Genomic DNA, 26,903 nt, shown 5'->3' on the forward strand with positions numbered 1-26,903 from the left:
AAATATGTTTCTTTTTTTAGGGGGATTTTTTTAGATTTTTTGATATTATTCAGAATTTTTAGACATTCCCCAGCGAAGGTAATGTAAAGTTTACTGGATTTTTTATTTTTTTGGGGGAGTGGCATCGCTGGGGTGGGTGATTTTTTTGTTGATTTGTTATTTTACGAGAATACCGCTGGTTAAGGTTGTGGTTGATTCTTTACTGCCATCCTTGGCTGCATGATAGCCTCGTACACGGTAGTAAGAACCCTTTGGAACAATTACCGTAATGTCTCTAGTCAGATTAGTTGCGTTAGAAGCTGTAAAATCCCAGCTTTTATATGTAGAATAACTTCCATTTATTTTACGTTCCAAATATACACTTAAATATACTTTACTACATGTATGATGACACTGTGTTATTCCTGTAATAATCACTTTATTACTTGCTAATTTTTTTATTGTTGTAGTTCCAAAACTTAAATTATTGCCTCTAAGGACACTGTAAGTCGTATCTTCTGCATAATCTTCATTCGTATCTGTTTCTACCGAAAAATCATCCGATAAGTTCTCTGCCATCGCAGGAACTGCAAATAATATACTACAGCAACATGCTAAAAACAACAGACTTATTATTCTTTTCATTTTCTCTTTCATGTAATGTCTTTCCTCCTTTAAACTTTCATTACACTATATATACGATGCAGAAAAGATATTATCTCATTAAAATTTTATATTTTTAATTAATTTTATAAACTTCTGTTCTTCCATTTGGGATTCTATTTGATAGAACGCTGTAGAACTATTCCAATACGCAACATAACTGGCTTTTTTATCTCCCTTAGCCATTATTTTCTTTATCTGAATACTAATTTCTTCCTCCGGCAATTTAATAGTATCTATTTCTTTTCCATCTAAACTTGCACCACTACTTTTAGTTTCTTTATCATATTTATTAATATATATCGTTAGAATTTCGCTATTATAACTATATTCAAAAAATGCGTATCCAGACTCTGCATTAACTCTATAGTCTTTAAATTTAAATCCTTTAGGTCTTTCTAATATCAACGGTACATTAACACCTAATTCTTCTTCCACGTTATCTATTGCTGTCTGCTCATCCTTCTGCGCTTTCTCATTTCCTTCATCATTTTCAATTGAAATCCTCGTATCATCCCCAACCCAATACCTCACAGAATCAATAAAATAACTCCTGTTCGCCTGGCTGGTCATGCTTGCGGCGAAGATACCGGCTGAGCATACAAGTACTGCTGCCGCTACGCGAGCTGCTTTATGACTTTTCTTTTCGGGCAGATAAACGATTTTTACATTCTCTTTATGATCATCAGTTTTAATACTGTCAGTTTCGTCTTCTTTGTAAACACCATCTGCTTTCAGTCTTTCTACAAGTCTCTGATAAGCAGCCTTTGCCTCCTCTTCTGTTTCTCCATCATCAGGAATCACTCCATCTGGAAACAGGATTTTTTCCATCTCTTCGGTTTCTTTTTCATATTCTTCTGCCAACCATTTTTTCAGTTCAGCATCCCTGAAATTTTCCATTATTTTTCTCCTGTAATCCTATCTTTCCTTGACAATTCCTCCGTTAGAGTTCATATTTAATGATAGTATATGACTATTCAGGAGGAATCCAAATGAAACACATCGTACTTACCGGCGGTGGTACTGCCGGACATGTAACTCCAAATATTGCCCTGATTCCAAAGCTCAGGGAGCTTGGTTATAAGATTTCCTACATCGGTTCCTACGAAGGAATCGAAAAAAAACTGATCGAAGAACTTGGAATCCCATATTATGGAATCTCATCCGGAAAGCTGAGACGTTACTTCGATCTCAAAAACTTCTCTGACCCGTTTCGTGTACTGAAGGGATTCAGCCAGGCCAGAAAGATTCTGAAAGAGCTGAAACCGGACGTTGTTTTTTCTAAAGGCGGTTTCGTTACGGTTCCCGTTGTGATCGCGGCCAAACGTTTAAAAATCCCCGCACTGATCCACGAGTCCGACATGACTCCAGGTCTTGCCAATAAACTCTGTCTCTCTTCTGCATCCAGAATCTGTTGTAATTTTCCTGAGACAGTCGCCAATCTTCCTGCTGACAAAGCAGTTCTTACAGGAACTCCGATCCGCCAGGAACTTCTTTCCGGAAATGCGGAAAACGGTCATAAATTCTGTGGTTTCACTGCTGACAAGCCGGTACTTATGGTCATCGGTGGAAGTCTGGGAGCTGCTTCTGTCAATGATAATGTCCGCAAGATTCTCCCTGAACTTCTGAAGGAATTCCAGGTTGTCCATCTCTGCGGAAAGGGAAAAACCGATGAATCTCTCAACGGTACTGCCGGATACGTCCAGTATGAATATATCCAGGACGAGCTTCCGGATCTGTTTGCCATGGCTGATATTGTGATCTCCCGCGCAGGCGCTAACGCGATCTGTGAGATCCGCGAACTTCATAAGCCAAATCTTCTGATCCCGCTTTCTGCCAAAGCCAGTCGTGGTGACCAGATCCTTAACGCTCGATCCTTCGAACGCCAGGGCTTCAGTAAAGTGCTGGAAGAAGAGGAGATCACAGAAGAAAAGCTTCTGGAAACCATCCGCCAGCTCTATACCGATCGTCAGAAATATACAGATGCCATGGCAGGAAACGGCCAGGTAGATTCCATCAGTAAGATCACTGATCTTATTGAAGAATGCGCCGGAGCCTGACTATATTTCCACAACAGCCATATGAAAACTCTGCCACTCCCTTCCGGGCTGGCAGGGTTTTCTTTTATTCGTATACTTTGCGAAATTCTTCCTGCAGCCAGCGCTTCGCTTTATATATCCTGTTATTGACACCACTTTTCGTCAGACCATATTCTTCTGCAACTGTTTCAACGGAAATCTCCAGATATTTGACCTGAATTAAGATCTCATAATTCATCGGCTGTTCCTTTCGAAATCTTCTCAGCACCATATACATAAATTCTTTCTTCTCTTTACGCAGAAATACCTCTTCCGCATCGACCGAATTCTGTTCTTCCAGAAAAGCTGCAACTTCTTCCTGACAGACAAACTCATGCTTGGAGCTTGATTTCTTTATATAATCCAAAGCCTTATTCATAGATGCCGTCTTGATCAGAGAAAACATCATCTTTTCATTATCAATATTCAGGCCATCCTTTATAGGATACATTTTGTAAAGTACATCCTGACTGACATCATCAGCAGCACTCCAGTCATGGAGAACCCCATACGCATACCCTCTGGATATTTTTCGGTATTTAAGATAAAACTCTTCAAATGTCTGATTGTTCATTTTTCCTCTTTAGTGGCTATTTGTCATTCTTTAATTTTCTTTAAGATTTCATCTCTCACCTCATCGCTGAGTTCTCCGGGTTTCCAGGTTAAACCAACACCATCTCCCTCATATCTCGGAATCAGATGCATGTGAAAATGAAACACAGTCTGTCCTGCGATCTCTCCATTGTTCTGCACAACATTAAATCCATCACAGTTCAGTGCATCTCTCAGCTTTCCTGCCATTTTTTTAGCCAGGATCATTGCTTTTCCGGCAGTCTCATCCGGAAGTTCATAAATATTCGCTGCATGCTTTTTCGGCAGGATCAATGAGTGTCCTTTGCTTGCCGGTCCCAGATCCAGAATCACGCGAAATTCCTCATCCTCATAAAGTGTTGCTGATGGAATCTCTCCATTTGCGATTTTACAAAATATGCAATCTCCCATTATTTTGTCCTCCTTGTTTGCAAAATTATTTTATCTATATTCTTATTTTGTCGTATTTTCTCGAATTTTTCAATACTGTTCTTGTTGATATTTGAAATTTCTGATGTTAATATTTTTCCGAGGTGATAATATGTGCAACGATACTACAGTCAGTAAATTGAAAAACGATTTTCATTATACACTTTCAAAATTTTCACATGAACTCCGGAATCCTCTGACTCTTATTAACAGCGGACTCCAGATGATCGCATCTGCACATCCTGAGGTCAAAGAATATGAGCACTGGGATGATGTTATGGATAATCTTGATTATGTAAAAGAACTTCTTGATGAACTTTCTGCATTTAATAATGCAGGCCATGTCAAAAGAGAAAACATTGACACCTGCTGCTATCTCCGAACGATCCTTTCCTCCATAAAACCTACTCTGGATTATCTGGAGATCACGCTTGAAACAGATATTCCGGATTCATTGCCATCGATAGCTCTTGACCGGATCCGTGTCCGGCAGATGCTTCTGAATCTTCTGAAAAACGCATGGGAAGCCGTTCCCATTCCCGGAGGAAAGATTTCTTTTTCTGTCATTCCGGAAAATTCCGGCATCCGCATTGATATCCGGGATAACGGATGTGGAATCTCAAAGGAACAGCAGGCTGCGATATTTCAGCCATTTTTCACAACCAAAGAATCCGGGACCGGCCTTGGCCTTGCTGTTTCAAAACAGATTGCTCAGGCACACAGTGGAGACATCACGCTTGAGAGTACTCCCGGTCAGGGAACTGTTTTCCATATTTTTCTGGGATGATAAAGAATTACAGCGATCAGGAAACCACTCAACAAACCGCCTATATGCGCTACGTTATCCACGCCTTCACTTGCAAATCCGAAATACAGTGAAAATGCGGCCATGATCAACATCTGCCTGACAGTCAGATCCGCCACTCTTCCTCTGTGCCGTATGATCACATAGATCATACCGCCCATGACTGCAAAAACAGCTCCGGAAGCTCCTGCAGATAAAGAAGTGTTTCCTGCATACATATCAAAAAACAAAGAGAGCATATTTCCGCCCAGACCACCAAATATATAGATCAGAAAAAATTTAATCTTTCCTGTTACCGGTTCCAGTCTCTGGCCAAGCACAAACAGAACCAGCATATTATTGATCAGATGCGGCGCACCAAAATGCAGAAACATACTGCTAAACATCCGATACCACTGTCCCTGTCCCAGGATCAACGGTGCATAAGCAGCACCGCATTCCAACATATGCTGCCCGTTCTCCGAGCCGCCGGTAAATTCCACCACAAGAAAGATCAGCGTATTTATGAGGATCAGTAAAACTGTCACAGGTTCTTTTTTTATTTCTTCCAATTCCGGCCTCTTTTCCACAGCGGTTCCGGAAATATTTCCCGTAACTCGCTGTTATAATCTGAAAATTTGAATTCATTTCATTATTTTAACAGATTTTCATCAGGCGGACAACCTGCGGTCCTATATTAATACGATACAAAACCGAACTTTTCGCTCTGTTATTTCAAAAAAATATAACGGGCCTGTGCAAAATCAACTTCATCCTCATCCTCCAACAAATAATCTTCTCCTGTTTTCAGAAGCTGTCCATTTACAGAAGTCCCATTTCTGGAGTTCAGATCTGCCAGATAATATGCCCCCTCCCTTTTTCGGATCTTGGCATGGATCCTGCTGACAGTTGGTATATTGATCACTGCATCCGCCGCAGTTTCCAGTTTTCCGATCACTGTGATATCTTTTTCCAAATAAATGGTAGCCAATTCCCCCGGTTCCCGGCTCACTAATGTAGCAGGACCTTTGGATGCACCTGCCGAAAGAACTACTGTTTCACCAAATCCATCTGAAAAATCCTCCGCTTTTGTCGGAATGTTTTTTTTGATCTTTTCCAGTTCTTTTCTGCTGTCACCGGCATTGCTCCCTGACAGCGCACCAGATTCTTTCTGATCTTCAGAATATACAGCTGTCTCTTTTTCCGCCGCACTATATTTCTGTTTAGGCACCGGCGTATCCGGTTTTTTCTTTTTTCCACAGACTTTTTTGATCAGAATATAACTCAGCATCCCCAGTATCATTGCTGCAAGAACTCCCAGAAGAAAAATCTCTTTGCTTATTCTTGGAATGTATCCGCCGGCCATTCCTGCCGTAATTCCCAGAAGAAGCACCAATGCTGCACCAAATCCAGCCACTGGCTTCCATATTTTGTTTGTTTTCCGCTTCTGTGAGTCCGCTGAAGCTTTTTTCTGTTTTTCATTTCCGGACACACTGGCTCTCTCCCAGTTTTCCATCTGCCACAGATTATCTTCTTTTTCCTCCTCTGTCATCCTGTTTTCTTCCTGGACCACTGTTTTCTTCTTTTCATATGGATAAAAATCTTCCTCGTCGCTGTTACATATTTTATATAACTCTTCCTTGATGTATTCCAGATGAAAGCTGTCCTCCAGTGCACGTCTGTATACACTATATCCCAGCATGACCGCTTTTCCGTCTTCATGATCCAGCTTTGGAAGGATATACTCCGCAAGACTCTGAAACTGTTTCTGTACCTCCCCATGAAATCCCGGCATATAACAAAAACGGACACTTTTTCTTTCCGCATCCAGATAAATATATTCCGGTTCCAGGATCAGCTGACAGGGATTCAAAAGATACTCGGACATTTCTTCCATGATCTGGATAAAGCCTCCCAGTATCATCTGAAGCGACTCCAGATCCATCTTTTTTTCCTCAAAAAGCGCCGTCATGGAATGCCTGGAAGTTATATCATAATACACCATGAATTTTCCGTCGATTCCCTGTATCCTGCATTGAAGAAGATCCGGCACAGCATTGGCCACGATCATTCTTACCTGGTAAGAATCTGTATCGATTCTCTCATCTCCTGTCAGGATCAGATAATTATGATTCATATCTCTTTTATATTCCGTTCTCATTTTATGGCGTCACCTCTCCCAGCATATCCACAGTTCCTTTTACCTTGCGGATCCATCCTACAGGCCGCAGAGGCTTTGCCTTACCACTGACTTCCAGCTTCCATTTCTGCCCCAGGAATCCGGCCGGTATTTCCAGTCTGTAATTTACTTTCACTGTTTTTCCCGCATTTGTCCGCATGCTAAGATTCTCTCCTCCCAGCAGCCCGATACCTCCCAGCATTCTTCCCTGTGTATCCGCCTTTTCATATATGTTCCCTTTCTTTTTATATCCTTCCATACTGCCGCTGACTGCTGCCTCATAAGCTGCCGCAGTGAGATATGCTCTGTCATGTACAAAAAAATCCAGATACAGCACTCCGATCAGTATCATAAGCACCAGAGGCATGAGCAATGCAGCTTCTATTGTAAAACTCCCCTTTTTTATTTTTCTCACAAAAATATCCCTCCCAAATATCCGATCAGCAAAAACGGTACAAAAGGAATTTCCTCACTTCGACTTTTTTTTAGAATAAGATACTCAATGCCTGAGTAGATTCCGCACAACAATAATGCCCCACCGAGGATCCCTGCCAGTTCTCCGGCTCCTAGCACAGAGCCCATTGTCAGTATCAGCAATCCGTCTCCAAATCCGACCATTCCTCCACTGATCAAAGCGATCAAAATTATAAATACTCCGATTCCCATGGAAATAATCCCTGCCGGCCAGAGAAGCCCCTGCCTGATCCGCCACAAGATCCCGCCTGTCAGGAATATAAAGAGTACCGGTAAACAGATTTCTTTTTTTCGGATATCTGTCCAGGTATTAATTCCAAGAAGTACAGTCATGCAAATTTTAACACTGCTCATGATTTCTCCTTTCAGCCACATCGTCCGCAGGCACTCATTTCATCGGAAACCTCAGTTTCTTTCACCATCCGTACTGATCGTTTCAATGCGCTGCAGCTTTCCCTGTTATGAAAACGGTTACTCTTTTTTGTGATATATACCACTCCAGCCGGTTCCTGCCCACGACTGCACAGCTCACAGGCCTGATACTTTTCTCCATATGCATTTTTTAAAGTTTTAACCGAAGAGCCTGATATCTGCTGAACAGACAGATTCAGATAACTGCACCCCAGTTTTCTGTGATACACACTTCCTGATTCTGTCACATACACCATAGGCTGGCTCTCCACTGTATCATTTCCATTTTCGTATATCACACCATTCCACGTATGAACCTTTACCGTATTGTGAAACCATATTTTAGGAAGCGGGATCAGACCGCCTATGGGTTGATAGGAATATACGTCCGGCAATGTGATCGTTTCTGTACCTGAGCCGCCGGTACCATACGCATACATACCTGCTTCTTTTGCTCTCTGGCACAAGCCGGTCAGATGCTCCGTCTGTACTTTGTAAATATCCATAAAAGAAAGCAGCGTGAGCACTCCGAAAAAAAACAGCGGCAAAGCCATCGCAGTCTCCAGGGTGAGACTTGCTTTTTTCAGAAAGGTGCACAGGGATACTTTTCCAGGAAGCGTTTTCCGGCTTATCGGGGAAAGCAGGAAAAAAGCTCTTCGAGAGCGCCTTTCTCTTTTTTGATCCAGTCTGTTTATCTGATTTTTATCTTCTTTTTCTTCCTGAAAAAGCATCCCTGTGCACCTCTCTTTCTATTCATACGCATACTGACGCGAAACTGTAAATATTTTCCGCCGGTTTGCTTTTACATCTGCAGACGCTTCCAGGGCAGTGATGCAGTGGTCCATCTGAAAACCCGGTCTTTTTCCCTTTTCACGTACAGAGCACTCGATCATATCCATTCCTCTCAGAACTTTATCCTGTTTTCCTTTCGCCATAAGCAGAACCTGAAGATAATCCTCATAAGACATTCCATTCCCTGCATCCTTTCTTGAAGAATCCAGTTTGTCCAGGATATTGGGCAGATTACTCAAAGACAGCTGCCAGTCTGAGGAGTTTTTTATAAGAGGCACATGCCCTCCTGCGAAAAGTTCCCGGACATCCAGAATACTCTCCGCAAATGCCCAGCAAAAGATCAGTGCCGCTTCGATCACTGCTGCCGCCGGCGGGATCAGAAAACCCGATGCAATAGCCAGCGCCAGTGTTTCGACCTGTATCCGTTTTCCACCATCTGAAAGCAGGTACGCCATGTTAACCCCCTGACGGATAACCAGAAGTTTTCCTGCCACGGACTTCAGATTTTCCCGGTCACTGTTCTTCCCTCCAAGAATATATTCCGTCTGATAATTCAACCCTGCCGCTGCCGGTCTTCGATAATTTCCCAGTTTCTTTAGCAGATACTGTCCAAATAATATTCCGGACGTATACGAATTATCGGATTGTATATCCGTATCCAACATTAGTCCTGTCTGGAGCTTTCTTCCGGATGTAAGGCTTTTTCTGTCTGTAACCGCATCCGATATTCCCCGTTCGGATGGTACTACCAGATCAATAAGTCCCATTTTACGGACTCTTCTGATGATTGGAATAGGATTTTCTACGCTTTCATCAACACCGCCGGTAAAATCATCCCCATTTCCTGCATCCGAAAAATCTCCCTGATTTTTTTGTTGCTCCTGTTCTTTTTTTGCTTCTTCGCTTTTCTGTGCGGCATCCGTAATTGCAGAATCATAGGAATCCAATGTTCCTTTATTTTCTGCCTGTTCTCCTTTTTTCTCTGCATCCTCTGTCTTCTTTTCCTGATCCTTCAGTTTTCCGAGAAGAGTCTGTACCCCCTGGCTTCCCAGAGTTTCACGCATATACTGAACAGCCTGCTTGTAAAAAACCTCGCCTTTTCCATCGCTCAGAAGCTGATAACCATTGAATCCGCCCTGGAGAAGCTCCAGTTTCTGACTGTTCTGTTTCAATACAGGTTTCATATAAGTCTGAAAATCATCATATACAGAAGCCATATCCAGTTCTTCTTTTCCACCTGCATACAGTGCAAACAGCTCATAATCTTCCAGAAGCGTTCGGTCATACTGTCCAAACAGGGAGTATAAGCCAATATCCATACTGTTAAGTATCTGTGTCCTGGCAGCTGCCATGCGTACAGATTCAATGCTGGCACACACAAGAGAAAGAACCAGGCTCAAGATCAGAGCCAGAAAGATCGTAATGCTGCCTTTTTTCACATTTCCTGCCAAGGGGTACCTCTCCTTTCCAAAACGGAAATATCAGCAGATATCACCGTTTTTTCTCATTTTCAGATCGTATTGCTTTGTTTTGTGATTTTTGTAAGGATTTTTTTCACAAGTGCTGTAAGCTGTTCCTTAAAGATGATGACCAGACTGATCAGAACCACCAGAATCAGGATGATCTCCACAACACCCACCGCATCCTCCTCCATCGCAAATTCTTTTACATACTTCCACATATTTTCATTTGTCACCTCACATTTCCTTTCTCTGCTCTCCGGTCCTACCCTCCGTAAAAGGAAAGACATGCCGGAAGCATGATCACTGCCATCACCACCAGGAGCATCAGAACCATCGGAAAAAGCAGTTTTGTTGCTGCTGTATCTCCCAACACTCTTGCTTTTCTTTTTCGCTCCTCCCAGGCTTCCACGGATTCCTTTTCCAGCAGATCGGCCAGATACCTGCTTCCTTTCTGGAGGTTCTGGATCAGCAGTGTTGACAGAGTTTTATACTTTACCTGTCCGCACCGTTCTCCAAATCTCCGGTAAGCCTCTGCTTCGGAAATCCCACTGTCCATCTCATAACAGGCTACTTGGATTTCTTCGTAAGCCTCACGTTTTTTACCATCTTCTCTCTTTCCGTAATCCAGCGCTATTTTCTGGAATGCTTTTCTGGCAGTTAAGCCTGCCTGCACCAGAAGGGTAAATTTCATGATCAGTCCCGGATAATCCATCAGCATCTGTTCTCTTCTTTTTATCTGAGCATTCTGTTCTTCCCGTTTTTTTGCAATGACAGCTGCTGCCGCTGCTGCCAGGCCAAGAGCTGAAAGCAGGTTTCCTGTTTTGTCTTTTGGCTGCTCCCATTCAAGATGTTTTCCATTCCATTCATCTGGAAGATAATAGTACTGCGGATCGTTTTTTTTCTGATTATATTGTACGATCATATCCTGCAGTTCTTTCTCGCGCTGCTGTTCTTCGCTAAGTTCTGTTTCCGGTTCTTCTTCGGATCCTTCTGTTTCTTTTTCCGGCACCTGCACATACAGGGAACCAGCTTCTTCTCCGTCTACAGATACTTTGAATTTCTCTTCATAAGCACCTGTCTCCTCTTTTTCCATACGGTATCCGGATGAATAAACCTTATCTCCGCCACTTTGAAATGTCAGGAGCATACCGATGATATTTCCGGTAAGCGCTATCCATATAAACAGTTTCTTTTCTTCCGGATTTCCGGCTTCCGGAGGCAGCCGCCCCATTTTTCCTGCCAGAAACACCCCAAGGATCACCATAAATATCAAAATATGTATCCACATTATCCTCACCTACACTTCTATGTCTACGATCTTCACACCCAGCCAGTAGGACAAGCCATAGATCACCATGCAGACTGTCATGGCACAGATTCCGAAAGGATTCCCATAAAGTACATCCAAAAATCCCGGCGAAGTCAGTTTCAGATAGCAAATGATACCGGCCGGCATGATACTCATAACCATCTGTTCCGATTTCTTTGCGGCCAGCGTTGCCTCGATCTCTTTTTTTACCTCGATCTTATCACTAAGCATTCTGGCTACTTTCTGGATCACCTGCGTCATATCCCCGCCTGTTCTTTTTGCTGTATAAAATACTGCTGCGAAATTTTCAATATCTTCCACTCCGCTGCGTTTTCCCAGATCCAGAAACAGCTCTTCCACCGGAACGCTCAGACGCAGCTGACTTTCGATATACCGAAATTCATCCAGGATATCACTTCCCTTTTCATAAAGTCTCCCCAGATCCTTTACACTGGCACGCACCGCATTCTCCGCGGAATAGCCGGCCTGTACCGCCACATTCATGGCCGTCAGAGCATCCCGGAACTGGTAATTCAGCTCCCTCTGCTGCCGTGCAGTACATTTTTTCCTCTGTAGCTTCAGAAAAAGCACTGGTATTGGAAGCATAAACAGCAATACCGGAAGGCTCTGATAAAACAGATAGTCGGCTGCAGCGCATATGGCAGCTCCCTCCAGAAGATATTTTGCAGTCTCCTTCCCCGTAAAATGATACATCCTGTAATCTTTCCTCGTAGATCTCCATTTCTGATTCTTTCCTTTCCGCTCTTTCATAGTCTGATTCCTGCCCGTTTCATTTTTTCACAATGCAAAAGTTCTCCGGTTTTTACAAGTCCCTTTCCTTCTTCCCAGCGATACAGCGGCCTGGTCTGGATCTCTCCGTTTTCAAATCCACATACTTCTGTGATTTCCAGCAGCTTTCTGCTTTTGTCCCGCATACGCCCAAGATGTACCAGAATGTCTACCCCGGAAGCGATCTGCCTTCGGATCGCTTCCAGGGGAAGATCGATTCCCATCAATGTCATCGTTTCAATTCGGGAAAGCATATCCTGACTGCTGTTTGCATGAAGTGTTGAAAGGCTTCCGTCATGTCCCGTATTCAGGCTCTGCAGCATATCCACTGCCTCTCCTCCACGGACCTCCCCTACAATTATCCTGTCCGGTCTCATTCGAAGGGCTGACCGGATCAAATCTCGGATCGTTACTGACACCGCGCCCGCCATATTGGCCATTTTTGCCTCCAGACATACCAGGTTATCAATTCCCCGGATCTTAAGCTCCGCATTATCTTCAATGGTGATCAGGCGCTCATCTTTTGGAATATATTCTGTAACAGCACCAAGGAATGTTGTTTTTCCACTGCCTGTACCCCCACCGATCACAATAGAATATCTTGCCTGAACAAGTTTTTTTAAAAACTGTGCACATTCTTCGGTGATGCTTCCAAAAGCGATCAGTTTTTCCATTGTGATAGGATCATCCGGAAAACGGCGGATCGTCAGGATAGGACCATTCAGAGCAACCGGATAAACCACTGCATTCACACGTGCTCCGTTTTCCAGCCTTGCATCTACAATGGGCATGGACTCGTTGACAACCCGGTTACAGCGCCCTACGATCTGCTGGATTACATCCTCCAGCTTCTCTTCCGACGTGAAGACCTTATTCCATCTGGTCAGTTTTCCTCCACGTTCCACAAAAATATGATCCGGACCATTTACCATGATCTCCGTAACACTTTCATCATCGATTAGTTCCTGCAGAACATCCAGCTTACGCACAGAACAGAACAGTTCCTGTCTGAGCTCTACTTTCTCCTTCAGTGAAAGAAACAGTTCCCTTGCCTGAGTTAATATCAGTTCATCGATCACCCCCAGGATCTCATCATCGGACAGTTCTCTGGAAACATCCAGCTGTTCCATGAGCAGATCATACATTTCCCGGAATTTTTCTCTGTTCATGACCGCTCCTTTCTCAAAAGTTCACGGATATAATCTCCCAGTTCACTCCATACCAGCTGTTCAACGTAAGCGTCAGAAGAGATCATGTCCATATGAAAGGGCAGGTGCACCTTTTCTGTTTTTTCCAGAATCTTTTCTTTATTCCAGATACGCAGAAGATTTTCGAATTGTGTCACCTTACAAACGGAAAGTGTGTCATTCAAAACCGGCATATAGATTTTTCTGCACATTTCCAGAAGCCGAAAATCCTCATCTGCATTTTCTCCCATATCCAGAATCAGCACTTCATAGGAACTGTGAAGTACGATCTCCTGCAACAGCCGCTCCCAGTCTTCCCAGTCCACGGTCCGGATATCTGAAGGTGTTCTTACCGGCGGTATAAAATCCAGATTGTTTACTGTCTGGATCATTCCGTTCATTCTATGGATCAGGTTTTCATTTCCCTGGCGAACATAATAAAACAGATCACTCAGATTAGCCGGAAATTTTTTCCCAAGAAGTTCCTCAAAACCAGAATAGGATTCCAGATTCAGATAAAGAACGGCACGTTCTTTCGCCAGTATCTGTCCCAGCGCAAGTGCAAAGGATGTCTTCAGACATCTGCCAAGAGGAGAAAAAACACCGATGATCTCCATTGTTTTTTTCAACACAGGAAAAGTTACCGGATCAAGAGATTTCTCTTCTCCATAGCAGGCCATCACCTCCCTTATCACATCTGAGGAAGATTGGTATTTATACACACTTGAATACTGATCCAGTTCCGGAGGATGCACACCTTCTGAAAGAATGATGATCTTTCCGATACCAAGGTCACGGACTTCTTTTCGCATTGCTTTATCGGAAATCAGCAGCAACTCAATATGATTTTCTTTTCCGTATGCAATGAGACTTTCTGCCGTGGTAAATGCCTGGATCTCAAACGGAAGATTCTTTTTCTGGTTCAGATAATCCATAAAATTGAAAGCATAATCCACCTCCAGATCACAGACTGCAAATATGTTTTTCTTCAATACACACCTCCTGCATAAAGCACCGCACTCAAAAATATGGGTACCGTAAAATGAAAGTTCTCCGGAAAGCTCATCCCCTTTCTGTAATAAGGACGTATCTCACCGGTACAGTAAAACTCATTCATATACTGATATAAATAAAGGAATCGTCGGCGGATACCGCCTGTAGAAATAAGAATTGCCAGAGAAATGCCTGCACCTGCAAGCAGAGAATAAACAATACATTCCATAACTGTCCGCGGCCCCATGATCCCGCCAAGTGCGCACAGAAGCTTGATATCTCCGGCGCCGATCATATGGAATATGAAAAGGATTCCCAAAAGAAGCACCGGCACAGCCACTCCCGCCAGAAAGATCACTCCACCTTTCGGCCCGTTTTCTGTGATCTGGATCAGGAAACCGATCATAAAAGAAAAAAGGATCCATCCATTGTCTACAGATGCATCTTTAAGATCCATCCAGACCGCCATCGCAGATATCACCACGGATAATTCTCCATAAAGAAACATACACGCCCCCTTTCCTTCTTAAAATATATGTTTATTCAGTTATGATAAAAATGGGATTTCCCGCCTGACCTGGCGGTGATCGATACCAGAAGATCTCTGGTGAAATTAATTATAAAATTTCAGGAGCATTTTGTCCAGCATTTTCGTTCGACAAATTCTGACACGAATTTTGCTGTCATCTGCTCCTGAAATTCTTTTTATCTTTTTATTTTTTATCTCTTTATCTTCTATGATCTTATCGGATCTTTACTCCGTCCTTGATCACTGCTTTCAGTTCGAGATCCTGATCCAGCAGTACCACATGAGCTTTTTTACCTGCTTCCAGAGATCCGTACTGTTCTTCTACCCCAAGGCTTCTGGCCGGATTTATGGTCGCGCAGGCCACGGCTGTTTCCAGCGGAAGATCCATCTTTTTAACAACTGTACGCATACAATCCATCAGATTTGTGGCAGATCCTGCGATCGCACCATCAGATACCAGCGTGGCAAGTCTTCCCACAACCTTAACATCCAGTCCGCCCAGTGTATACTGACCGTCCGGCATACCGGTAGCTCTCATACTATCGCTGATCAGGATCATCCTGTCAGCTCCCATCATCTGAAAGGTGGCCCGGACAACAGACGGATGGATATGGATCCCGTCACATATGATCTCTGCCATAACATCCTTATTATCAAAAACAGCACCTACGACGCCTGGTGCACGATGCGTAAACGCAGGCATTGCATTATACAGATGGACTGCATGGTTTGCTCCTGCTCTGCATGCTTCCATTGCTGTATCGTAATCTGCGTTGGTATGTGCCAGAGAAATATTGACCCTTTCATGAACTTCCCGGATAAATTCTGCTGCATGTTCACTTTCTTCAGGTGCAATCCCTATAAATTTTACCAGACCTTCCGAGGCCTTTAAAAAACGGTCACAGATTTCCACATTGCATGGAAGGATATTTCTCGCGTCCTGTGCACCTTTTTTCGCCGGGCTGATAAACGGCCCTTCCATATTGATCCCCAGAAAATCTGCCTTACGGCAGTCCTTTGTTTCTTTTTTATATTCTGCAGCTGTATGGAGGATCTGCTCCAGTTCCTCTACCGGCAAAGTCATGGTAGCTGGTGCAATCGCTGTAACTCCTACCGATGCCTCATATTCCGCGATCCTTCCAATCGCATCTTTGTCTCCGTCGCAGAAATCATCTCCCTTGCATCCATGAAAATGCAGATCGATCAGTCCCGGAATGGCGTAGCAGCCTTTTCCGTCCATAACGTCCCCGCTAAGCTGCGGCGCATCCTTTTCTTCATAAACCTGTCGGATCTTATCCCCATCCAGGATAATCCCGCCTTTTACAAACGCTTTGTCCGGTGTAAAAACATACACATTATCAATGATCATAGTAAAACCTCCCAAAATCCCCATTTGTGATCATAAACAAAAAAGCAACCAGAAACATGTTCTGATCGCTTTCAGTTAATAGCCAGTACGGGAATCGAACCCGTGTTTCCGCCGTGAGAGGGCGGCGTCTTAACCCCTTGACCAACTGGCCATATTCTTTTGTTTCTGTCGTTTGATTTTGTTTTTTGTTGTTTCCCTCAACCGACTTCGTTAGTATATAACACTTTCTTTCAAAATGCAAGTACTTTTTTTAATTTTTTTAAAAAATTTTCATGTTTTTCACGTTTATTCGTTTTTTACCCATTTTCCGATATTTCGTACGCTTGACCACTGCTGGTGTAAGTGCTACTATCAAAGCACCAATACCAAAATAATCAACTGCGGATAATGATCCACCCGGTATATCAGAAAGGTAATACTATGGAAACAACGATCAAAAAAATCGAAGATATGTCACTGAACGCATGGCCTTCCCATAAAATGGAACTTTATGACGGATGGATCTTACGTTTTTCTTATTTTTATACACACAGGACCAACAGTGTGGAACAGTTCGGAACCTCCACACTTCCATGGCGCGAAAAAATCCCCTACTGCGAACAGGTCTATAAGCGTCTGGGAACTCCTGCGATCTTTAAGATCAGCCCCCTTGTATCCCCGGATTTTGACTATATGCTGGAAAACAGAGGCTATTCCGTTCAGCACATAACAAATGTTATGACTGTAGACCTGGACAGTGCCGTTCTGGATGCGCCTGTCACTGATGTGCTTTTTTCCGATGAAATTCCGGATTTCTGGATTCACAGCCTTTTTGACCTGAAAAGAACTACAAATCCGATTCATCGAAGCGTCGTTCCTTCCATGTACCGTGCCATTCTTAAGGAAACTGTCTGCGCTTCCATAACAAAAAACGGCGAGATCATTGCCACAGGTCTTGGGATCCTGGATCGCGACTACATCGGTATCTATGCCATTCATGTGCGTGAAGATTATCGCCGCAGAGGATATGCCCGTCAGATCTGTACCGGTCTTCTCAATGAGGGCAAAAAAAGAGGCGCCAGCCACGCCTATCTTCAAGTGGTAAAAAACAATGCTTCCGCAGAAAAGCTTTACAGCTCTCTTGGATTTCAGTATTTCTATACCTACTGGTTCCGTGTTCAGCCTGTAGGAACACGTTTTCAGTAAATGCATGGATTTTCCGTAAATCCCTGTAGAAATCAAAAAATCTTTTTGCTATAATACCCTTAATATGTATAAAATCTTTCCTGCCTTCATATACTGATCCTTATCAATCGATAAGGAGACTGATCCGATGAACGATCCGCAGGAAAAAAACACCCAAAATCCCTATCATATTTATTACGATAATTATCTGGATACCAATGCCTGTACTGAATGCACGGGTCTGATCAACCATGGAATCGACAGCCGTGAGCAATGGGATTCTTTCCGCCAGATCTTTAACTTTATACCGGCGTCGGAAAACCATGATCTTACAGATAAACAGGACTGACCGTTATCCCGGGTCGGAGGACACAAATGAAAAAACTGTCTGCTGCATGTATGATTCTCGGCCTTTCCCTTTTTGCGGGAGGCTGCAGCAATGATCAGATCGATGATCATATTATTTCTCTTCAGGATAAAATTTCAGACGTTACTGCTTCAGATTCCACAGAACAGGAAGATCAGGAGCCTTCCACGGAAGAACGTGTTTATATGGATGAGCTTACCGGCACACTGCTGGATTTTGACGGTACACACCTGACGATTTCCAGCAATGGAGAAACCTATGTATTTGATGTTTCCCAGACAAGACTTGAATGCAAATACGGCGTTGTATCCAGTGATCAGGTCAGTGTGATCTACCAAGGACAGCTTTCCGGAACCGATATCAGCACCATTTCTCCCATCAAAATAACCGACAAATATCATAATGAAACTCCTCTGGAGGACCGCACTTTAAAGGGCAAAGTGAAATCACTCACCTCCAATGCCCTTGTGATAGTCACAGAAAAGGGAAATACTGTAACCTTCCCTGTCACCGGTGTCAGACAATACTACAAAAAAGGCTTCAAGGCCGGCAAGTGGATCTATGTCCATTTTCGCGGTAAATTCATCAACGAAACCCTCGTGAGTGACAAGCAGTATGACGGCAGTTTCACAAAAGTGATCAGTGTCTCCGATACGGATCCACTGAAAGTACCTGCAGCAACTCCTACTCCTTCCCCCGAACCGAAGAAAAAAGAGCAGCATCTCCGTGCAAAGATCGTAAATGTCAGCACCGGCACAATGACTGTCATTCCGCAGACCACAGGCTCGGAACTGACTGTTTCACTTTCCTCCGTTCCTGTATATTTCAAAGGAGGAATGGCTCCTGGATCTTATGTAAACATTATCTATACCGGTAAATTTAATGGTGAATCCACCAGCGGCATGAAGATCCGTGGAATCACCGGGGAGGATCCGGACATACTTTCAGTACGCAACATTACTTCTACTGTAACCGGCACGATCCTGGGCACAACCGCCAATACCGTGCTGCTCCAGACATACGACGGCGTAAAGATCCTCTGCAGCCGTGAAAACGTTCCGGACCTTTCCTCAAGCGGAATGGAAGAAGGTGCCGATCTCCGGGTTACTTTCAACCCTGCGAAATCACGCACCTCCAATATTTATACCTGTATTAAATTCGAAGACCCGTGACGGAAGATGGTGCGGATCCTTTTTTCTCCATCTTCCATCCAGCTTCGTACTGCCTGCGTATCACCCAGTATATCAAAAAAAGCTCTGCTTTCATCCTGTACACCCTGGCCGTGAAGAACCTGATATGCACCGGCATCGCTTCCTACTGCCACATGAACCTTCTTTTCAAAAGCTTTCTTCAGATTCTGCTCGCCTGTCTTTATAATAGATGCAAGGATCGTATCTTCAAATCTGCCGCAGCCTTTAAGATTCCGCACAGTTACAAGTGTCGGAACCCACACGCTTTCACTGTCTGCCAGTATGGAAATCGTCTCATCATCCATATAGTTCCCATGCTCAATACTGTCAACACCAGCCTCTACTGCTGCCTGTACGCCATAGCATCCATTTGTATGGCTCATCACGGCAAAGCCCTCTTCATGAGCAATATGTACCATTTCTTTCACATCCGCTGCTGAAAGCGGCGTTCCCGTAATTTTCCCGTGATCTGCAAAATCCAGAAGCCCTGTAGTCATGATCTTGATAAAATCCGCACCTTCAGCGGCAGCTTCCAGAACTCTTCTGTGATATTCCTTCATGTCTGAGAAGCTTTTTCCAACGATCTTCCCATAATGGCCCTCTTTATAAATGGCAAAAACCGGTGTGCGATAGTCAATTTCATATTCCGGAGCCAGTCTGGAAGCCCGCTTTGACACACCGTAATGATCTCCTCCGTCTCTCACAAAACGGATTCCTCTTTTCCGGTATTCCTCAAGATGAGCACGGATCAGAGCATCCCGGGGTCCGTTTTTCTGTGTCTCAACGGCTTTCCGGTAATCATAGCCATTGAGAAATATATGTGCATGACATTCTCCAAACATTTTCATCACTGCTCAAAAAAGTTTCGGATCTCTTTCTCAGATGCCTGCACCGACCCCTGTACAAAAAACGGCTTCCCACCTCCGCGTCCATTTAATTTCTCATTCATTTCCTTTGTAAATCGGCGAAGATCTCCGTCCTTTTCACCCATTGCATATTTATAGCTTCCATCTGCATTTCTGGAAAAAACCGCACAGCAGCCCTGGCAGGTCTGTGTCACCGCATCTGCAAGCTTCCGCACACTGTCTGCATCCATTCCATCCATAAAGATGAGAACGCTTCCGCTTCCTGCATAACGCTCTGCCTCTTTCCGGCACATGTCGTCTACCAGCTGACCAACCTGTCCTTTCAAGCGGAAATTCTCTTCCTGAAGACGTTCCACTGCCTGCGCAGTCTTATCCATTTTTGCAGAAAGCTTTACAGAAATCTGATGGTTCTGCTCGTTGATCATATTCAGATAATTCAGAACACGTTTTCCGCAGATCATCTCAATACGGACACCTTCACGGAATTTTTCCACGGAAAGGAGCTTCACCATTCCGATCTCTCCGGTATGTGTCACATGAGTTCCGCAGCAGGCACAGATATCCACCCCTGGAAATTCTACGATCCGCACCTGACCGGTAAGCTCTTTTTTGCTTCGGTAGTCGATTTTTTCCAGTTCCTCCGCTGTAGGATATATGATCTTTATCTGCGTATCTTCCCATATCTTTTGGTTTGTTTTCCGCTCGATCTCGGCAAGCTGCACCTCATCCAACGGGCCATTCAGATCTATGGTAATGGTATCGCTCCCCATATGAAAGCCTACATTATCATATCCGTAAGCCTCATGGATCAGTCCGCTCACCATGTGCTCACCGGAATGCTGCTGCATCAGATCAAACCTTCTTACCCAGTCAATGCGTCCCTGTACTTCTGTTCCGGCTTCCATCGGCTGATCTGTATAATGGAGAAGTTCTCCCTCCTTTTCATGCACTTCCTTTACTTTCACATCGTTGAGATATCCGGTATCGCTTGGCTGTCCGCCGCCCTCCGGGTAAAAAGCACTCTCATCCAGAATGATATGAAAGCCTTTTTTGGCTTCTCTGCACTCCAGGACTTTGGCTGTAAATTCTTTTTTATATACATCTTCATAATATAAGCGTTTCGTCTCTGTCATTTGTCTCATCCTTTCTGCATCTCTGCTTTGACGACTTATAGTATAGACCAAATTTTCTCTCCCCGCTATATAAAAACGGCATTTATCCAATGATTTACATATTTTTCCATAAAAGCTGAAGTCTTTCCTTCAGGTTCCGCGTTATAATAAATGAAACGGGAAGAGAAGGGAGCTGATTGCATCACACGGGAAGAATATCTGGAATATCTGATACATACATACCAAAATTTAATATTTTCCATTTGTCTGAAATCGGTGGGCAATCCCTTTGACGCCGAGGATCTGACACAGGATGTTTTTCTTTCCGCCTACAAAAATCTCTCCCGTTTTGATGGCACCTACGAAAAAGCCTGGCTCAGCAAGATTGCAGTCAGAAAATGTCTGGATCATCTGAAAGCAGCCGGCAGACGTACCATTCCCACAGAGGACACCTATTTTGAACAGCTCCATGATAAAGAGTTTTCCCCGGAGGAGGCATTTCTGGACAAAGATTTCAAGGATCGGATCCGACATTTATGTTCAGCGCTAAAGAGCCCCTACAGGGAGGTTGCCATTGAGCATTTCTGCGAAGAAAAAACCGCCGCAGAAATTGCAAAAGCGCAGAATAAAAATATCAAAACAGTACAGACGCAGATCTACCGGTCCAGATCTATGCTGAAGGCACTGCTGGAAAGGAGTGATTAGATGCACATACCACAGGATGAATTCCAGAAATTCCAGAACGGAACCATGAATACGGATGAAATGATCCGTTTTCTGGAGCATATGGATCAATGTGATTTCTGTCTGGATGAACTTCTTCAGAATGAGGATGCCGCTTCTGAGTATGCTCCATCCTATCTGCAGGATGAAATTCTGAAAAAGGCAGCTTCTCCGGAAGTTCAGGCTTCCAGAAAAATACATGAAACTGCTTATTGGATGAAGCTTCTCTGTGCAGGCTTACGGACTGCCGTAGGTATGGGTGTTGCGCTGATCATGCTTTTTTCTGTATCGCAGACAGATTTTACGGCTCTTCATCCTTCACCGGAAACAAAAGTTAAGATTTCTTCATCCCTTGACATTGGTTCCGGCCTGAATCAGCTTTCCAGAGAGGTAGGTTCCCAGCTCAGTGAACATTCTCAGAAGATCAGTAATAATCTGAATGATCTTACGAATAAAATTATAAACGGAGGCAAGTAAATTTATGAAAAAACAAAAACATGGTTTCTGGGTATTTATCTTTTCCTTGATCCCCGGTGCCGGGGAAATGTACATGGGATTTAAAAAACAGGGAATCAGCATTATGCTGCTGTTCTGGGGATCGATCGCACTGGCATCCATAACCGGCCTTGGATGGCTGGCCATGTTTCTCCCGGTAATATGGTTCTATAGTTTTTTTAATGTCCATAATCTGAAATCCCTATCAGAAGAAGAATTCTACTCTGTAGAGGATAATTACATTCTTCACATGGATCAGCTTTCCGGTGATATGGGAAAATTCTTACAAAAGCATCAAAGTGCAGCTGCATGGGTCCTGATCCTGCTTGGTATCTGCATCCTGTGGAGTCGTTTCACAAGTCTTTTGTACCTCATTGTACCGACTAATATAGTCGACTATGTATACAATATCTGCAACAGCCTTCCGCAGATCATCATTGCTGCAGGTATCATTGCTGCAGGTATTTATCTTCTTACTCAGCAGAAAAAGAAGCTGAAACAGGAAACCGAAACAAAAGAAGAGCATTACTGGGAACCCTATCGTCCATATCAGCAGCTGACAGAAAAGCCTGTTCATACTTCTGATAACTCCGACAAAGATACAGCATCTGAAGCTTCTCCCATTGCTGATCTGGAAAATACCGATTCTGATTCTGCTTCATCCACAAAATAACACAGAGAAAAAAAGATCCACTGTCAGTTTCCTGACAATGGATCTTTTTATATGATTTAAATTTACTGCTTATGTGTTACCTTAAGACGTGTCATTGCTCTCGCAAGAGCCAGCTGACTCCTGTGGTATTCCATAATACTCTGTTTCTGACGAAGCTGCTCCTCTGCACGATCCTTCGCTTCCTGCGCACGACGGATATCGATTTCCTCGGGGCTTTCTACACTGAGACAGAACAGCTTGGCACGGTTATTGATCATCTCAACAAATCCGCTGCTCACAGCAAAAACATGTGTATTTCCATCTGCATCCTCAAAACGCATCTCACCTGGAATAATGGTTGCTACCACATTCGCATGATGAGCAAGAAATCCCTGCTCACCATCCACTGCCGGGATAATAAGCTTCTGAGCACGTCCTGCATAAGCCAGTTTATTGCTGGCATATATTTCCAGGCCAAATGTCTCACTCATAGCCGCTCCTTACTGCCGGTTCTCCTCGGCTTTTGCTTTTGCAATTACATCATCAATGGTTCCAACATTAAAGAATGCGTTCTCCGGATACTCATCCATTTCACCGTCAATGATTGCCTTGAAGCCACGGATCGTCTCTTTCAGCGGTACATATTTACCTTTGATACCGGTGAAGTTCTCAGCTACATGGAACGGCTGTGAAAGGAACTTCTGGATCTTTCTTGCACGAAATACTGTCTGCTTATCTTCCTCTGAGAGCTCCTCCATACCAAGAATAGCAATGATGTCCTGCAGCTCTTTATATTTCTGAAGAATCTCCTGTACTCTACGTGCAACCTCGTAATGTTCCTCACCAACAATATCTGCCTCCAGGATACGGGAAGTAGACTCAAGCGGATCTACAGCCGGATAAATACCCTGCTCAACGATCTTACGGGAAAGAACCGTTGTCGCATCCAGATGAGCAAATGTTGTTGCCGGAGCCGGGTCAGTCAGGTCATCGGCCGGTACATATACGGCCTGTACGGATGTAACGGATCCTTCCTTGGTAGATGCGATCCTCTCCTGAAGCTCACCCATCTCAGTTGCCAGTGTAGGCTGGTATCCTACTGCGGACGGCATACGTCCAAGCAGAGCGGAAACCTCAGATCCTGCCTGTACAAAACGGAAGATATTATCAATAAAAAGAAGTACGTCTCTGTGCTCCTGATCACGGAAATACTCTGCCATAGTAAGTCCGGTCTCCGCAACACGCATACGTGCTCCGGGCGGCTCGTTCATCTGTCCGAACACTAAGGCTGTCTTCTCAAGAACACCTGATTCCTTCATTTCTGTCCAAAGGTCATTACCCTCACGGGAACGCTCACCGACACCGGTGAAAATAGAATATCCACCATGCTCGGTAGCGATATTCTGGATCAGCTCCTGGATAAGGACTGTCTTACCAACACCGGCACCACCGAACAGACCGATCTTACCACCTTTTGCATATGGAGCAAGAAGATCGATAACCTTGATACCTGTTTCCAGGATCTCAACTGCCGGTTTCTGCTCTTCAAATGAAGGCGGATCACGATGGATGACCCAATGCTCCTCACCGTCCAGGGAATCACCGCCATCTACGGTATCTCCAAGAACGTTGAACAGACGACCAAGTGTTTTATCTCCAACCGGAACCTTGATACCGCTTCCGGTAGCTGTTACTTCTCTGTCTCGCTGCAGGCCCTCGCTGGCTCCCAGCATGATGCAGCGCACGATATTATTTCCAAGGTGCTGGGACACCTCCATAACGCATCTCTTACCGTTGTTCTCGACTTCAAGGGCATCCTTGATATCCGGAAGCTGTCCGTCTTCAAAAACAACGTCTACAACAGGTCCCATAACCTGTACGATCTTACCTTTATTCATAGTCATCACTTCCTTTTTTGTGCTTTAGCACCGCTGATAACCTCTGTGATCTCCTGCGTGATCGCAGCCTGACGTGCTCGATTATACTGAATGGAAAGATCCTTCAGCATCGCCCTCGCACTATCTGTAGAGGACTGCATTGCTGTCATTCTCGCACTGTTCTCACTGGCATATGCCTCTACAAGACATCCATAGATCACACCTGTAAGGTAGTTGGGGATCATAGTATCCAGAAGTACATCTGCAGACGGAGATAACACGATCTCCTCCTGATAAATATCTGCCGGAATCTGACCCACTTTAAAATCAGCCTTTTTCAGCGGTAAAAGCTGCATATTCACATTTTCCATTGCCATCGCATTCAGCATCTGTGTATAGACAATGTGAATTTCATCCAGCTCTCTTTCCAAAAACGCACGTACGATCTCATCTGTGATAAGGCGTGCTCTGTGCATAGTCGGCTTCTGCACGGTATAATGAAAACTGCCGTCCATATCCACATCTCTCTTGCCGAAATACTGACGCCCTACCATACCAAGGACATACAGCTTGTGATGTCCCGGTACCTCTTCCATGAAATCTTCTGTCATTTTCTGTACATTATGATTGTATGCACCAGCCATACCTTTATCACCTGTAATGACAATGGTACCTACCTTTCTTTCATCCTTCGGAACAAGATGACGCTCACTGAAGAAAGGATGCTGGATATCCGGCATATGACGGAGGATCCTGGCAATGGCGGCCTGCATATTATAGAAATATGGTTCCGTATCCTGCAGGATCTTCTTGGCCTTTTGCATCTTGGAAGAAGAAATCATGTACATCGCATTGGTGATCTTCATGGTGTCCTGAATGCTTTTCATACGAGTCTGTATTTCTTTTGCATTTGCCATATCAACACCTACCTGCTCTTATCTCTGAATTCTTCTGCCGCCTTTACGATTTTCTCTACAAGCTCATCAGAGAGCTGCTTTGTAGTCTCGATCTCTTTGCCGATCTCAGGATATACATTATCAAAGTACTCCAGAAGATCCTTCTGATATTTCTTGATCTCTTTCTTTTCTACATCTACCATCAGCTTGTGAGTCGCAACGCAGAGAGTAATTACCTGCTGATGAAGACTTAACGGGCTGCAGAGCGGCTGTTTCAGAAGCTCCATCAGACAGCTTCCGTATTTCAGCTGTGCAGTTGTAGCCTCATCCAGATCTGAACTGAACTGGGTGAACACTTCCATCTCTCTGTACTGTGCCAGGTCGATACGTACACTACCGGAAGCTTTCTTCATAGCCTTGGTCTGTGCAGCACCACCAACACGGGATACGGAAAGACCAACATTGACTGCCGGACGCATGCCTGAGAAGAACAGATCACTTTCCAGGAATATCTGACCATCTGTGATGGAAATTACGTTTGTAGGAATGTATGCAGATACATCACCGGCCTGTGTCTCGATGATCGGAAGTGCCGTAATGGATCCGCCGCCTGCCTCTTCACTCAGACGGCTGGAACGCTCCAGAAGTCTGGAATGAAGATAGAATACGTCACCAGGATATGCCTCACGTCCCGGAGAACGCTCAAGCAGAAGTGACAATGCACGATATGCCACTGCATGCTTGGAAAGATCATCATATACGATCAATACGTCTTTGCCCTGATACATGAAATACTCTGCAAGAGCAGTACCAGCGTAAGGAGCAATATACTGAAGCGGTGCACAGTCACTGGCTGTTGCGGAGAATACAGTTGTATACTCCATTGCACCGTATTTTTCAAGATTGGAAACTACCTTTGCAACGGTAGAAGCTTTCTGTCCGATGGCAACATAGATACAGATCACATCCTTACCTTTCTGGTTGATGATCGTATCTGTTGCGATGGATGTTTTACCTGTCTGTCTGTCGCCGATGATCAGCTCTCGCTGTCCACGGCCGATCGGAAACATGGAATCAATGGAAAGGATTCCTGTTTCCAGAGGTACAGTTACAGACTTACGATCGATGATTCCAGGAGCCGGGTTCTCGATCGGGCGGTATTCCTCTGCCTGGATCTCTCCCTTTCCATCAATAGGCTCACCAAGTGCGTTTACGATTCTTCCGATAAATTTATCACCTACCGGAATACCTGCCTGTTTGCCAGTTCTGGCAACCTTGGTGCCTTCCTTGATTCCTGTATCCTTTCCGAAAAGAATACATCCCATGCTGTTGGCACGGACATCCTGTACCATACCTTTCAGACCATTCTCGAAGGTCACAACCTCACCGTACATGGCATGATCGATACCATAAACAGTTGCGATGCCATCTCCCACGGAGATGACAGTGCCTACTTCCTGGTCCTTGCTGATTTCGTCATAGTTCTTTATTTCTTCCTTGAGAATCGAAATGATTTCATCTGGATTTATTGCACCCAATTCA

Annotated in this window: 31 protein-coding genes and 1 tRNA gene; 8 read left to right on the plus strand and 24 right to left on the minus strand. The window is 44.2% G+C overall.

Translation table 11 applies throughout. The features are described 5' to 3' along the window. Positions 1-156: 156 nt before the first annotated feature. Together DWX61_RS14420 and DWX61_RS14425 are read right to left on the minus strand one after the other, a co-directional pair. A complete protein-coding gene (locus DWX61_RS14420; RefSeq protein WP_270427364.1) occupies positions 157-636 on the minus strand; it encodes a DUF6147 family protein in 480 nt (159 codons plus the stop codon). Positions 637-702: 66 nt separating this feature from the next. Beyond that, on the minus strand, positions 703-1,542 hold the full coding sequence (locus tag DWX61_RS14425; protein ID WP_118626017.1) for a DUF4367 domain-containing protein: 840 nt from the start codon (positions 1,540-1,542) through the stop codon (positions 703-705). A 92-nt stretch (positions 1,543-1,634) separates the two neighbouring features. Between DWX61_RS14425 and murG the strand changes: the two genes are divergently transcribed. Further along, complete coding sequence (gene murG / locus DWX61_RS14430) at positions 1,635-2,702, plus strand: undecaprenyldiphospho-muramoylpentapeptide beta-N-acetylglucosaminyltransferase (protein WP_118607838.1); 1,068 nt, start codon at positions 1,635-1,637, stop codon at positions 2,700-2,702. Between the two features lie 64 nt (positions 2,703-2,766). On the opposite strand, the gene DWX61_RS14435 is transcribed toward murG, so the two are convergent. Next, positions 2,767-3,294, minus strand: coding sequence for an RNA polymerase sigma factor (locus tag DWX61_RS14435; RefSeq protein WP_118626019.1), 528 nt, complete (start codon positions 3,292-3,294; stop codon positions 2,767-2,769). Between the two features lie 23 nt (positions 3,295-3,317). Then, positions 3,318-3,722, minus strand: a complete 405-nt coding sequence (locus DWX61_RS14440) for an HIT family protein (RefSeq protein ID WP_015525628.1) — start codon at positions 3,720-3,722, stop codon at positions 3,318-3,320. Between the two features lie 130 nt (positions 3,723-3,852). On the opposite strand from DWX61_RS14440, the gene DWX61_RS14445 reads away from it, so the two are divergent. Beyond that, positions 3,853-4,527 carry a sensor histidine kinase gene (locus DWX61_RS14445; protein WP_118514028.1) on the plus strand — a complete coding sequence of 225 codons (675 nt, stop codon included), beginning with the start codon at positions 3,853-3,855 and terminating at the stop codon, positions 4,525-4,527. Here the strand turns inward: DWX61_RS14445 and DWX61_RS14450 are convergent. The 14 genes from DWX61_RS14450 to DWX61_RS14515 form a co-directional block, all read right to left on the minus strand. Then, positions 4,494-5,096 carry a rhomboid family intramembrane serine protease gene (locus DWX61_RS14450; protein ID WP_118514030.1) on the minus strand — a complete coding sequence of 201 codons (603 nt, stop codon included), beginning with the start codon at positions 5,094-5,096 and terminating at the stop codon, positions 4,494-4,496. The two genes, DWX61_RS14445 and DWX61_RS14450, sit on opposite strands and share 34 nt — an antisense overlap. Positions 5,097-5,254: 158 nt before the next feature. Beyond that, complete coding sequence (locus DWX61_RS14455; protein ID WP_118626022.1) at positions 5,255-6,685, minus strand: DUF6382 domain-containing protein; 1,431 nt, start codon at positions 6,683-6,685, stop codon at positions 5,255-5,257. Between the two features lies 1 nt (position 6,686). Then, positions 6,687-7,118, minus strand: a complete 432-nt coding sequence (locus tag DWX61_RS14460; RefSeq protein WP_270427362.1) for a TadE family protein — start codon at positions 7,116-7,118, stop codon at positions 6,687-6,689. Further along, the gene (locus DWX61_RS14465) at positions 7,115-7,531 is read right to left on the minus strand and encodes an A24 family peptidase (protein WP_118626024.1); all 417 of its coding nucleotides are present in this window, start codon (positions 7,529-7,531) and stop codon (positions 7,115-7,117) included. Before DWX61_RS14465 ends, DWX61_RS14460 begins: the two co-directional genes overlap by 4 nt. Positions 7,532-7,542: 11 nt before the next feature. Then, positions 7,543-8,319 carry a hypothetical protein gene (locus tag DWX61_RS14470; RefSeq protein WP_118626026.1) on the minus strand — a complete coding sequence of 259 codons (777 nt, stop codon included), beginning with the start codon at positions 8,317-8,319 and terminating at the stop codon, positions 7,543-7,545. An 18-nt stretch (positions 8,320-8,337) separates the two neighbouring features. Further along, positions 8,338-9,831 (minus strand): DUF5702 domain-containing protein, encoded by a 1,494-nt coding sequence (locus DWX61_RS14475; RefSeq protein WP_270427360.1) that lies wholly within the window; start codon positions 9,829-9,831, stop codon positions 8,338-8,340. A 59-nt stretch (positions 9,832-9,890) separates the two neighbouring features. Continuing rightward, complete coding sequence (locus DWX61_RS14480) at positions 9,891-10,076, minus strand: Flp1 family type IVb pilin (protein ID WP_330364196.1); 186 nt, start codon at positions 10,074-10,076, stop codon at positions 9,891-9,893. 29 nt (positions 10,077-10,105) lie between these two features. After that, positions 10,106-11,131: a type II secretion system F family protein gene (locus tag DWX61_RS14485; protein WP_173754002.1), complete on the minus strand. Its 1,026-nt coding sequence runs from the start codon at positions 11,129-11,131 to the stop codon at positions 10,106-10,108. Between the two features lie 9 nt (positions 11,132-11,140). Further along, on the minus strand, positions 11,141-11,923 hold the full coding sequence (locus DWX61_RS14490; RefSeq protein WP_182431173.1) for a type II secretion system F family protein: 783 nt from the start codon (positions 11,921-11,923) through the stop codon (positions 11,141-11,143). Beyond that, positions 11,920-13,110: a TadA family conjugal transfer-associated ATPase gene (locus DWX61_RS14495; protein WP_092071684.1), complete on the minus strand. Its 1,191-nt coding sequence runs from the start codon at positions 13,108-13,110 to the stop codon at positions 11,920-11,922. Before DWX61_RS14495 ends, DWX61_RS14490 begins: the two co-directional genes overlap by 4 nt. Next, a complete protein-coding gene (locus DWX61_RS14500) occupies positions 13,107-14,120 on the minus strand; it encodes a P-loop NTPase family protein (protein WP_118607843.1) in 1,014 nt (337 codons plus the stop codon). The genes DWX61_RS14495 and DWX61_RS14500 overlap by 4 nt, the downstream gene beginning before the upstream one ends. Then, positions 14,117-14,629 carry a prepilin peptidase gene (locus DWX61_RS14505; RefSeq protein ID WP_021652829.1) on the minus strand — a complete coding sequence of 171 codons (513 nt, stop codon included), beginning with the start codon at positions 14,627-14,629 and terminating at the stop codon, positions 14,117-14,119. The genes DWX61_RS14500 and DWX61_RS14505 overlap by 4 nt, the downstream gene beginning before the upstream one ends. Positions 14,630-14,864: 235 nt before the next feature. Then, a complete protein-coding gene (nagA, locus tag DWX61_RS14510; protein ID WP_118514046.1) occupies positions 14,865-16,019 on the minus strand; it encodes an N-acetylglucosamine-6-phosphate deacetylase in 1,155 nt (384 codons plus the stop codon). Between the two features lie 79 nt (positions 16,020-16,098). Next, positions 16,099-16,170, minus strand: a tRNA-Glu gene (locus tag DWX61_RS14515). A gap of 269 nt (positions 16,171-16,439) precedes the next feature. Here DWX61_RS14515 and DWX61_RS14520 point away from each other — a divergent pair. The 3 genes from DWX61_RS14520 (at position 16,440) to DWX61_RS14530 (ending at position 18,722) form a co-directional block, all read left to right on the plus strand. Beyond that, positions 16,440-17,204: a GNAT family N-acetyltransferase gene (locus DWX61_RS14520; protein WP_118514048.1), complete on the plus strand. Its 765-nt coding sequence runs from the start codon at positions 16,440-16,442 to the stop codon at positions 17,202-17,204. A gap of 127 nt (positions 17,205-17,331) precedes the next feature. Beyond that, positions 17,332-17,532: a hypothetical protein gene (locus DWX61_RS14525; RefSeq protein WP_118607844.1), complete on the plus strand. Its 201-nt coding sequence runs from the start codon at positions 17,332-17,334 to the stop codon at positions 17,530-17,532. A 26-nt stretch (positions 17,533-17,558) separates the two neighbouring features. Beyond that, a complete protein-coding gene (locus DWX61_RS14530) occupies positions 17,559-18,722 on the plus strand; it encodes a hypothetical protein (RefSeq protein ID WP_118607845.1) in 1,164 nt (387 codons plus the stop codon). Here the strand turns inward: DWX61_RS14530 and DWX61_RS14535 are convergent. Further along, on the minus strand, positions 18,692-19,582 hold the full coding sequence (locus DWX61_RS14535; RefSeq protein ID WP_118607958.1) for an amidohydrolase family protein: 891 nt from the start codon (positions 19,580-19,582) through the stop codon (positions 18,692-18,694). The two genes, DWX61_RS14530 and DWX61_RS14535, sit on opposite strands and share 31 nt — an antisense overlap. A gap of 5 nt (positions 19,583-19,587) precedes the next feature. Then, on the minus strand, positions 19,588-20,748 hold the full coding sequence (locus tag DWX61_RS14540) for an alanyl-tRNA editing protein (RefSeq protein ID WP_118607846.1): 1,161 nt from the start codon (positions 20,746-20,748) through the stop codon (positions 19,588-19,590). 141 nt (positions 20,749-20,889) lie between these two features. Here DWX61_RS14540 and DWX61_RS14545 point away from each other — a divergent pair, with 141 nt between their 5' ends. From DWX61_RS14545 to DWX61_RS14555, 3 genes are read left to right on the plus strand one after another with little or no spacing between them, the layout of a single operon-like run. Further along, entirely contained in the window at positions 20,890-21,423 is a 534-nt protein-coding gene (locus DWX61_RS14545) for an RNA polymerase sigma factor (protein WP_118607847.1), read from the plus strand. Continuing rightward, on the plus strand, positions 21,424-21,918 hold the full coding sequence (locus DWX61_RS14550) for a hypothetical protein (protein WP_118607848.1): 495 nt from the start codon (positions 21,424-21,426) through the stop codon (positions 21,916-21,918). A 4-nt stretch (positions 21,919-21,922) separates the two neighbouring features. After that, the gene (locus DWX61_RS14555) at positions 21,923-22,609 is read left to right on the plus strand and encodes a hypothetical protein (RefSeq protein WP_118368479.1); all 687 of its coding nucleotides are present in this window, start codon (positions 21,923-21,925) and stop codon (positions 22,607-22,609) included. Positions 22,610-22,671: 62 nt separating this feature from the next. Here the strand turns inward: DWX61_RS14555 and atpC are convergent, their stop codons facing one another. The 4 genes from atpC to atpA are packed head-to-tail and all read right to left on the minus strand — an operon-like array spanning position 22,672 to position 26,899. Then, complete coding sequence (atpC, locus tag DWX61_RS14560) at positions 22,672-23,079, minus strand: ATP synthase F1 subunit epsilon (RefSeq protein ID WP_118368480.1); 408 nt, start codon at positions 23,077-23,079, stop codon at positions 22,672-22,674. A 9-nt stretch (positions 23,080-23,088) separates the two neighbouring features. After that, on the minus strand, positions 23,089-24,486 hold the full coding sequence (gene atpD, locus DWX61_RS14565) for a F0F1 ATP synthase subunit beta (protein ID WP_118062354.1): 1,398 nt from the start codon (positions 24,484-24,486) through the stop codon (positions 23,089-23,091). Positions 24,487-24,491: 5 nt separating this feature from the next. Continuing rightward, the gene (atpG, locus tag DWX61_RS14570; RefSeq protein ID WP_118368481.1) at positions 24,492-25,382 is read right to left on the minus strand and encodes an ATP synthase F1 subunit gamma; all 891 of its coding nucleotides are present in this window, start codon (positions 25,380-25,382) and stop codon (positions 24,492-24,494) included. A gap of 8 nt (positions 25,383-25,390) precedes the next feature. Beyond that, the gene (atpA, locus tag DWX61_RS14575) at positions 25,391-26,899 is read right to left on the minus strand and encodes a F0F1 ATP synthase subunit alpha (protein WP_021652816.1); all 1,509 of its coding nucleotides are present in this window, start codon (positions 26,897-26,899) and stop codon (positions 25,391-25,393) included. Positions 26,900-26,903 lie beyond the last annotated feature (4 nt).

The sequence above is a fragment of the Ruminococcus sp. AF20-12LB genome, from assembly GCF_003478985.1.
Taxonomy (GTDB): Bacteria; Bacillota; Clostridia; order Lachnospirales; family Lachnospiraceae; genus Blautia_A.

Bases quoted from the DNA above. Each gene is read 5' to 3' on its own strand.
- DWX61_RS14420 (WP_270427364.1), bottom strand. From the start codon at position 636: ATGAAAGAGAAAATGAAAAGAATAATAAGTCTGTTGTTTTTAGCATGT.
- DWX61_RS14425 (WP_118626017.1), bottom strand. From the start codon at position 1,542: ATGGAAAATTTCAGGGATGCTGAACTGAAAAAATGGTTGGCAGAAGAA.
- murG (WP_118607838.1), top strand. From the start codon at position 1,635: ATGAAACACATCGTACTTACCGGCGGTGGTACTGCCGGACATGTAACT.
- DWX61_RS14435 (WP_118626019.1), bottom strand. From the start codon at position 3,294: ATGAACAATCAGACATTTGAAGAGTTTTATCTTAAATACCGAAAAATA.
- DWX61_RS14440 (WP_015525628.1), bottom strand. From the start codon at position 3,722: ATGGGAGATTGCATATTTTGTAAAATCGCAAATGGAGAGATTCCATCA.
- DWX61_RS14445 (WP_118514028.1), top strand. From the start codon at position 3,853: ATGTGCAACGATACTACAGTCAGTAAATTGAAAAACGATTTTCATTAT.
- DWX61_RS14455 (WP_118626022.1), bottom strand. From the start codon at position 6,685: ATGAGAACGGAATATAAAAGAGATATGAATCATAATTATCTGATCCTG.
- DWX61_RS14465 (WP_118626024.1), bottom strand. From the start codon at position 7,531: ATGAGCAGTGTTAAAATTTGCATGACTGTACTTCTTGGAATTAATACC.
- DWX61_RS14470 (WP_118626026.1), bottom strand. From the start codon at position 8,319: ATGCTTTTTCAGGAAGAAAAAGAAGATAAAAATCAGATAAACAGACTG.
- DWX61_RS14485 (WP_173754002.1), bottom strand. From the start codon at position 11,131: ATGTGGATACATATTTTGATATTTATGGTGATCCTTGGGGTGTTTCTG.
- DWX61_RS14490 (WP_182431173.1), bottom strand. From the start codon at position 11,923: ATGAAAGAGCGGAAAGGAAAGAATCAGAAATGGAGATCTACGAGGAAA.
- DWX61_RS14495 (WP_092071684.1), bottom strand. From the start codon at position 13,110: ATGAACAGAGAAAAATTCCGGGAAATGTATGATCTGCTCATGGAACAG.
- DWX61_RS14505 (WP_021652829.1), bottom strand. From the start codon at position 14,629: ATGTTTCTTTATGGAGAATTATCCGTGGTGATATCTGCGATGGCGGTC.
- nagA (WP_118514046.1), bottom strand. From the start codon at position 16,019: ATGATCATTGATAATGTGTATGTTTTTACACCGGACAAAGCGTTTGTA.
- DWX61_RS14520 (WP_118514048.1), top strand. From the start codon at position 16,440: ATGGAAACAACGATCAAAAAAATCGAAGATATGTCACTGAACGCATGG.
- DWX61_RS14525 (WP_118607844.1), top strand. From the start codon at position 17,332: ATGAACGATCCGCAGGAAAAAAACACCCAAAATCCCTATCATATTTAT.
- DWX61_RS14530 (WP_118607845.1), top strand. From the start codon at position 17,559: ATGAAAAAACTGTCTGCTGCATGTATGATTCTCGGCCTTTCCCTTTTT.
- DWX61_RS14535 (WP_118607958.1), bottom strand. From the start codon at position 19,582: ATGTTTGGAGAATGTCATGCACATATATTTCTCAATGGCTATGATTAC.
- DWX61_RS14540 (WP_118607846.1), bottom strand. From the start codon at position 20,748: ATGAGACAAATGACAGAGACGAAACGCTTATATTATGAAGATGTATAT.
- DWX61_RS14545 (WP_118607847.1), top strand. From the start codon at position 20,890: ATGAAACGGGAAGAGAAGGGAGCTGATTGCATCACACGGGAAGAATAT.
- DWX61_RS14550 (WP_118607848.1), top strand. From the start codon at position 21,424: ATGCACATACCACAGGATGAATTCCAGAAATTCCAGAACGGAACCATG.
- DWX61_RS14555 (WP_118368479.1), top strand. From the start codon at position 21,923: ATGAAAAAACAAAAACATGGTTTCTGGGTATTTATCTTTTCCTTGATC.
- atpC (WP_118368480.1), bottom strand. From the start codon at position 23,079: ATGAGTGAGACATTTGGCCTGGAAATATATGCCAGCAATAAACTGGCT.
- atpD (WP_118062354.1), bottom strand. From the start codon at position 24,486: ATGAATAAAGGTAAGATCGTACAGGTTATGGGACCTGTTGTAGACGTT.
- atpG (WP_118368481.1), bottom strand. From the start codon at position 25,382: ATGGCAAATGCAAAAGAAATACAGACTCGTATGAAAAGCATTCAGGAC.